Genomic DNA, 3,226 nt, shown 5'->3' with positions numbered 1-3,226 from the left:
CGTTGTAATTAAAGTGGCGATCATTGTCTCCGACTTGCAGAAAACCTCGCTTATACAACTCTAATGCACCGGAATAAGGCGTGGCATTAAAAGTTAGGGCCTCGCTCCTGTTGAGTCCAGTGTCATCAGCAGATGGATTAGCTTCTACCGTCATACTCCATGTTCCCGTAACAGTAGGAGCAAATCTAACCTTCCATATGCGCCCCCCGTCCCAAAATGCGGGGCGAGTGATTTGAATGCCGCCTGGTCCCGTAAAAGTTGCCACGACATCCACATCAGCGAAGGGGTCATCATACGTCTTCGAACTCATCAAGGACAACTCCATGCTACGCCACTGCTCAATCGATTCACGTATAACGATGTCTGTTGTTGCTACAACCCCCGAGCCGTCCAATGCCTCGGCCTTAACGGTAACGGTTCCTGCTGTAATCGCTGTCAGGAAACCTGTAGCAGAATCGATTTCTGCCATTCCCGAAGATCCCGGTTTCGGACTGACACTCCACGTTACCGCCTGATTCGTCGCATTGCTTGGTTGCGCCTCGGCTTTCATCTGTACCGAGAAGCCAGGGAGAACCTCCATTGAGACCCCGCCAGTTATATTAAACTGCTCTACTTCAATCATGTATGAAGAATAGATTTGAAATTCAAAAAGGTCTGCCCAAGCCTTCGTAACAAATCGGACGTATCTCCCCTCTGATCCCTCCGGAAAAAGTGCTCCAAATTCATTGAATCCAGCAGCGTTTGCAGAAGTAGTATTTTTGATATATTCATACTTGTTCATCCCGCCATCGCCACCTACAACAGGGGTCCAATCTTGGGCATTGTCTGAAATATAAACGATGTTGATCCCATCCCAAAATCTGCTAAAACTCGCCTTGACGTAATTTAATGGATAGCTCCGGCCCAAGTCAATATAGAAGTCAACCGATCCATTGGGATACCCGCCGCCCGCCATTGTGCCTGAATTGCCATCCGTTAAGTTTTCTTTTTCACCCGAACCAGGGTTAAACACCATATCGCCATATGCGAATACAGGATTGCCTTGTGAAACTAAGGTTAGCCCGCTTGGTACATCCACGTATTCCTTACTAACAGCCGCTGGAGCGTCAATCGAATACACCTGGATTTCATTGATATTTACGTAAACCTGTTCCGTTCTGATTCTTACATAACGTCCCTCTGTATCCGCTGGAAGCAACGCTCCGAATACATTGCGATCTGTGATTGAGGTTGTCGTCGTATTTTGCAGATACTCATATTTGCCTAAGCTGCCGTCTCCGGTGACGACTTCCGTCCAAGTCGCGGCATCGTCCGATACATAAACCCTGTTTGTATGGTTCCAATGCCGGGCAAAATGGATCGCTACATAGTTTAATGTTTTTTTCTGGCCAAGATCCAAGTACAGATCTATAAATTCCGTGGCTCCTGATATCGTGTCCAGATCGCTATCCGTTAGATTGCTCTGCACGCCATCATGAACAACCATCCCATTGTAAGGCGTGACCGGCGCTCCATGCGAGATCAAATGCATCCCCGGAGGCAGTTCAGCATACACCTTATTTACGACTGCTGGAACACCCGGCGAATACACCTGGATTTCATTGATATTCACATAATCCTGGTCCGCACTGATTCTAACATAGCGGCCTTCTGTATGTGCCGGAAGCATCGCTCCGAATACATTGTGATCCGTGATGACGGCAGTTGTCGTGTTCTGCAAATATTCGTACTTGCCTATGCTGCCATCTCCGGAGACCACTTCCGTCCAAGTCACGGCGTCGTCCGATACATAGACCGTGTTTGTTTTGTTCCAATGCCGGTTAAAGTCGATCTTCACATAATTCAACTCTTTTTTCTGACCGAGATCTAAATACAAATCTATAAATCCCGGACCTCCTCCTGACATCGTACCCAAATCTCCATCCGTTAAGTTGCTTTGTACGCCATCGTTAATGACCATTCCATTGTAAGGCGTGACCGTGGCTCCTTGTGAAACAAGAGACGAATCTGAAGGTACCTCTGTGTACGATTTAGCTATATTCGCTGATGCTTTGCCCATGGGTATAGTTGACAGAAACAATGCGACAGCAAGGAAGCAGATGTAAATGCGTTGTTTACTTGTACTTGTATTCATTCGCAAGTTACTTAACATTAGAATTTCACTCTCCTTTGAGTTATCCAGCATCCTTCGAATAGACCTGAATTTCATTGATGTTCACATAAACCTGATCCGAACTGATTCTGACATAACGACCCTTTGTATTCGCCGGGAGCATTGCTCCGAATACATTGTGATCCAGGATGTTGGTTGTCGTCGTATTCAACAAATACTCATACTTGCCTATTCCGCCATCTCCGGAGACCACTTCCGTCCAATTCGTAGCATCGTCGGATACATATACCTTATTTGTTTTGTTCCAATGCCGGGCGTAATGGATGGTCACATAGTCCAACGACTTTTTCTGCCCCAAATCCAAATACAAGTCAATAAATTCTGTCGACGCTCCTGAGAGCGTACCCAGGTTTCCATCGGTTAGGTTGCTTTGCACGCCGTCATGAATGATCATTCCATTGTAGGGTGTGACCGGCGCTCCCTGTGAGATCAAGTGCATCCCCGACGGCGGTACCACATACGGAGCATTCGTAGAATACACTTGAATTTCATTGATGTTCACATAAACCTGATCCGAACTGATTCTGACATAACGGCCCGTTGTATTGGCTGGAAGCAACGCTCCGAATACATTGAGATCTGTGATTGAGGTTGTCGTCGTATTCTGCAAATACTCATACTTGCCTATTCCACCATCTCCGGAGACCACTTCCGTCCAGTTCACGGCATCGTCGGATACATATACCTTATTTGTTTTGTTCCAATGACGGGCGTAATGGATGGTCACATAACCCAGCGATTTTTTCTGCCCCAAATCCAAATACAGGTCAATAAACTCTGTCGACGCTCCCGAGAGCGTACCCAGGTTTCCATCGGTTAGGTTGCTTTGCACGCCGTCATGAACGATCATTCCATTGTAGGGCGTGACTGGCGCTCCTTGCGAAACAAGCACCCATCCAGGAGGGGGCTCGGCATATAATTTCCCGTATGCTGAAGCATCGTTGTAGACTTCAATGCTGTCAATACGAGTTATGCCAGCAGTATCTCCTACGTAGCAGATTACTCTGATTTTTGTTGTCATAAGCTCTGCAAACCGAATATTTATTATCACAT

General features: G+C 46.7%; 2 protein-coding genes. Both read right to left on the bottom strand.

Annotation, left to right across the window (positions count from 1 at the left end; translation table 11 throughout):
- On the bottom strand, positions 1 to 2,152 hold a 2,152-nt coding region (locus B1748_RS36085), incomplete at its 3' end, for a discoidin domain-containing protein (RefSeq protein WP_179216015.1).
- Positions 2,153 to 2,174: 22 nt separating this feature from the next.
- Positions 2,175 to 3,226, bottom strand: a 1,052-nt coding sequence (locus tag B1748_RS36080; protein ID WP_218781690.1) for a discoidin domain-containing protein, incomplete at its 5' end; no start/stop codon positions are given.

Origin of the sequence: Paenibacillus sp. MY03, from assembly GCF_002165585.1 — a bacterium.
GTDB lineage: Bacteria > Bacillota > Bacilli > Paenibacillales > Paenibacillaceae > Pristimantibacillus > Pristimantibacillus agaridevorans.
This window is presented reverse-complemented; position numbering and strand designations above follow the sequence as displayed.